2 protein-coding genes and 1 pseudogene are annotated in these 5,341 nt (G+C 39.0%); all 3 read left to right on the forward strand.

Going from position 1 to position 5,341, the window contains the following annotated elements:
* The first annotated feature begins 12 nt into the window (after positions 1-12).
* The gene (gene pglX, locus PHO71_RS25130) at positions 13-3,156 is read left to right on the forward strand and encodes a BREX-1 system adenine-specific DNA-methyltransferase PglX (RefSeq protein WP_300208928.1); all 3,144 of its coding nucleotides are present in this window, start codon (positions 13-15) and stop codon (positions 3,154-3,156) included.
* A 7-nt stretch (positions 3,157-3,163) separates the two neighbouring features.
* Positions 3,164-4,588 carry a HEPN domain-containing protein gene (locus PHO71_RS25135; RefSeq protein ID WP_300208929.1) on the forward strand — a complete coding sequence of 475 codons (1,425 nt, stop codon included), beginning with the start codon at positions 3,164-3,166 and terminating at the stop codon, positions 4,586-4,588.
* 1 nt (position 4,589) lies between these two features.
* A pseudogene (locus PHO71_RS25140) lies at positions 4,590-5,341 on the forward strand (BREX-1 system phosphatase PglZ type A); the annotation flags it as partial.

Raw genomic sequence — 5,341 nt, forward strand, 5'->3', positions numbered from 1 at the left:
CAGTGCAATGCATTGAATGCGATTCTGCCGGAATTATTTGAGAAAACCAACGACTACACTGAGTTACTGATGAACGTATCATTTACGGATAAGGATGGCTTAGTATATCAGCTTGTAAATGATATACAGGAAGATGATTTCAATGTGGTAACAGAAGGTCAGGTCGAAATCATCGGCTGGCTGTATCAATATTACAACACTGAGCCGAAGGATGAGACATTTGCCCTGCTGAAAAAGAATGTCAAGATCACCAAGGAGCGCATTCCGGCTGCTACCCAGTTGTTCACCCCGGACTGGATTGTGCGCTATATGGTGGAAAACAGCCTCGGACGATTGTGGATAAATCATCTTGAATCATCCTTCGGATACACATATAAAATCAACGTCCCATTGCGTAACGAAAGCGGTGAACGCATAGTTGATGTGTTGAAAAGCCAATGGAAATATTATCTTGATGAGGTGCAACAAACCGAAGAAGTCGAATTTCAAATTGAAAAGATGCTTGAGTCATACAGGGACTTGAAGCCAGAATACATCAAGGTAATTGATCCCTGTATGGGGAGCGGTCATATCTTAGTGTATGCTTTTGATGTGTTGATGCAGATTTACCAGTCTGCTGGGTGGAACCAACGCGAAGCGGCGCAAAGCATCCTCACAAATAATCTTTATGGATTGGATATTGATAACCGCGCCTATCAGCTGGCTTATTTCGCTGTCATGATGAAGGCGCGTCAGTATGATCGCCGTATTCTCACTCGAAACATTCAGCCCAATGTACATGCAATTCAGGAAAGCAATGCAATCGGCGGAGCCTATCAATATGAAATGGGTAATTTCCTGCTGTCAAAAGAGTATCAGGAAACGCTCAACTATCTTTTAGAGGCCTTCAAGGATGCAAAGGAATATGGGTCTATTCTGCAACTTGAGCAAAGAGACTATAAAGGGCTTGCAGAAGCATGGAAACACACTGCTTCACAAACAACGGAAAATGTTAATATTACGTTTTGGTATGCTGCCGTTGAAGAAGCCGTTCCTAAGCTTATTCAGCAAGCTATAATACTGACACAAAAGTACGATGTAGTTGTTACGAATCCGCCGTATATGGGTTCATCTGGCATGAACTCAAAGCTCGGAGAATACGTTAAGAAAAACTACCCCGATAGTAAATCCGATTTGTTTGCTGTATTCATTGAACGCAGTGGTCAGATGACAAAGAATAACTGTTATCAAGCAATGATTACCCAGCATGCTTGGATGTTCTTGTCCAGCTTTGAGAAATTACGCAAGAAAATTTTACAGAAAAATATAGTTAACATGGCTCACCTTGGCCCAAGAGCCTTTGAGGAAATAGGTGGTGAAGTAGTGCAAACCACCACCTTCGTGCTTCGAAGCAGTCATTTGAATGACTACCAGGGTAGCTATACCCGTCTGGTGGACTATGGCAGCCAACAGGAAAAAGAATCTGCCTTTCTAACGAAAATAGACATCTGTATTGCAAAACAGGAAAACTTCACCAAAATTCCTGGCGCGCCGTTTGCATATTGGGCTAGCAAACAAATTTTAGATGCTTTTATAACTGGACAATCACTTGGACAATTGGCATCACCTAAAAAAGGACTCGCAACTACCGATAATAAACGCTTTTTAAGAATGTGGCATGAAATAGCTGTAATAAATGTCGGTATAGGATTTATGTCTAGAGAAGATGCACTAGCTTCAAACCGTAAATGGTTCCCATTAAATAAAGGTGGTGACTTTAGACGGTGGTATGGAAATAAAACATATTTGGTAAATTGGTTCAACGATGGAAGTGAAATGAAAACTGCCGTTATAAAAAGGTATAACGGAGGTAGTTATACTAAAGAAATTAGAAGTGAAGATAAGTATTTTAAAAATTCAATTACATGGAGTGCTCTCACAGCGGGAACATCTAGTTTTAGACATTCAGAATATGGAGCCTTATTTGATTCAGCTGGCTCATCCATGTTTCCTTCGCAGAACGAAAAATACATTCTTGGACTTCTTAACACAAAAGTAGTTGATAAAATATTAAGGATAATTAACCCAACACTTAATTATGGCGCTGGTTCCGTGGCGACAATACCAGTTAAAATAAACGAAGAGAATATTCTATGTATTAAAGAATTGGTTGATGAAAATGTAAGTATTTCACGCAATGATTGGGATAACTTTGAGGTTAGCTGGGATTTCATGCGTCACCCGTTCCTGACCCATCGAACTGAAAATTGCTTATTAATTGATACCTATGGAACATGGAAACATGTTACTGATTATCAATTTGCTCAACTGAAAGCCAATGAAGAAAAACTCAACCGTATTTTTATCGATATCTACGGCTTACAGGATGAGCTGATCCCAGAGATTGAGGACAAAGATGTTACCATCCGAAAAGCGGATCTAAGACGTGAAATCTGCAGCTTTATTTCCTATGCAGTTGGCTGTATGTTCGGCCGTTACTCTCTTGATGTTGATGGGTTGGCCTATGCCGGTGGGGAATGGGATAACAGCAAATACAGTACCTTTATTTCAGACAAAGATAACATACTTCCTATCACCGATGAGGAGTACTTTGAAGATGACATTGTAGGCTTATTCTGTGATTTTCTAAAAAAGACTTTTGGTGCAGAAACCTTGGAGGAAAACCTCGATTTCATTGCCAAAGCTCTGGGGAACAAGGGGAATAGCTCCCGTGAAATTATCCGGAATTACTTCCTGAAAGACTTTTATAAGGATCACTGCACGATCTATCAGAAAAGACCAATATACTGGCTTTTTGACAGCGGTAAAGCAGATGGTTTCAAGGCTTTGGTATATATGCACCGGTATAATGCTGACACCATTGGTAACTTGCGTATTGATTACCTGCACCGGATGCAGCGTATTTATGAAAGTGAAATATCGAGGATGCAGGAAACCATTGAGAACAGCACCAATGCCCGTGAAGTGATTGCCGCCCAAAAACGCAAAGAAAAGCTAACCAAGCAACTGAAAGAAACCAAGGACTATGATGAGAAAATCGCTCACCTCGCCCTCGCACGCATTTCCATCGATTTGGATGATGGAGTAAAAATCAACTACGAAAAAGTCCAGACCGGTACCGACGGCAAGAAGCTTGAAGTGCTGGCAAAGATTTGAGAGGAAAATGATGGAATTAAGTTCTTTAGATGGTTTGATGGGGATTTGGTCTTTACCTGACTTACCTGAATCAAAAATAAACGGAATTTTATCTTATATTGACGGTTCAATAATATTGAAAACAACTGAACAATTCAATGGAATTGAAGACTTAGAAATTATCAAATATCCCGTAATAATAGGATTTACTTCAAATGGAAAGAAAGTAACATTTATTAAATGTAGTAAACCAAGTCAGAAGATCAATATGCCGGGACTAATTGAATTTGTCTTCAAACCATTAGTAATAATTGTAGGAGAGCAATACAAAAAAGAAGAAGATATTTTTTTCTCCTCCGTGAATGCACATTATTTTGGATTGGAAAAATGGATAGACGATAGACCGTTCCAGATCATTAGAATTCCGGAAACTAATGAGATTATTACAAATTATAAAATGTCTCCATGTTATAGATGTAATTTGGACGGATTTGTGGTGTCGACGGACAATGAATGCAACTATCATGTGGAATTAAGTGGCTCGTTTGAATTAAAGCAAAAAACAACTATTACGATAGAATTTAATGAAGTTAGGTATTGGCAATCAGCTGTTGACGAGTTATATAATTATGGAGCATTTTTAACTCTTTGTATGGGTACATATTGTGAAATCGACAGTATTAATGCAGAAAATAATGCAGGGGTACAAATTGAGATACTTCACAACTATACTCCAAATAAAAGGCAGAAGTTAAAAGCCGAATTTTTAGTTGATTTCAAAGATATAAGAGACAATTACGAACAGCATCTTCGACGGTGGTATGAAATTAAAAATGAAATGACTCCGATAATTGCCTATTTCATTGAAGTGCATAACATTAGTGGTGCAATTAATGTTGTAACTGGTTTTCTAAAAATGGCACAGGCATTGGAGTCATATTCTAGGAAAACCCGAAATGAAACAATTAGACTACCTGAAGTGCATGCTCAAAGGATTAATAACATTATTGCTGACATTGAAGATGAAGATAACAGGGCCTGGTTAGAAGTTGTTTTAAAAACACCCATTCTGAATGAGCCAAGTTTGACTTCAAGGATAACTGCATTATTGACCGAAACTAGTAGCATTTTAGGCATTTCAAAAAGCAAACTGAAATCTCTTGCTTACAAAATTGTGGTTAGTAGAAACTACTATACTCATTTCAATAAAGATATTAAGGAGAAAATCTTGTCAGACCACGATTTGTATTATTCAACTACGCTGTTGAAATATGTTTTAAGAATACACCTTTTTAGAGAACTTAAAATTGCAGATGGTTATATTAAAGAAAAACTTTTAAGCGATACAGAATTAAATTATGCACTAGTAAATTTGAGATTGGCTCCAGAATTAAAAATATTCTCTATAAAAACTGAAAAGCAATCATCTGAACAAGAAATGAAGAGTGAATAATATGCCCGAACTTAACCTAAACCAAATAACCGACAAGCTCAACGCCGAGTTCTCCGGTGATACCCGCAAATTAGTATTCTGGTACGATGACAAGGCCGAGTTTGTCGAGGATATTGATACGCTGGGGCTGGTTAATGCCAAGGTTTATCGTTTGGAACCGGATAACCAGTTTTATACCAAATATTTTCTGGAGCGGCAAGATCGCACGACCAATTATCTGATTTATGCCCCATTTCCAAAGCCTTCGGTGCGGGACAACCATCTGGAGGATACGCTGCTGTACTCCAAACAGTTCTTTGCGGACCGTGCATCCTTGCTTGCGGTTGACCTGGGAATTGATGCCAAGTTCAAACCGATCATTCAAAAGTATATCAAGTTCTTCCGCGCCAAGGACAGAACCCAACGGTTCTATGATCTGGAGATTGAAACCTTCACCCGGGATACCATTGAGATTGCCTTGATGAGTGCACTTTGTAAAACCAGGACCGCCTCCTTTGAGGAAGTTGTTCGAGTCATCCTAACTGATGACGGGCTGGAAGATAATAAATTCCTGGCCGAGTTTGATAAATATGATTTGCTCCCTGCTTTTTGGCGGCTTTGTGAGCAACAATTCGGTTACACCGATGTGAAGCCTTCTCTTGAAAAATTGGTGGTTGTTCTGTTTATTACCTATACAGAGCGGTCAATTCGCGGGGAAGTGCCGGAAGCATGGAAAAGCTTTGTTTCCTATAAGTCCGGCAATATCATTGCCTT

This window comes from Bacteroides sp., assembly GCF_028690125.1.
Lineage (GTDB): Bacteria > Bacteroidota > Bacteroidia > Bacteroidales > Bacteroidaceae > Bacteroides.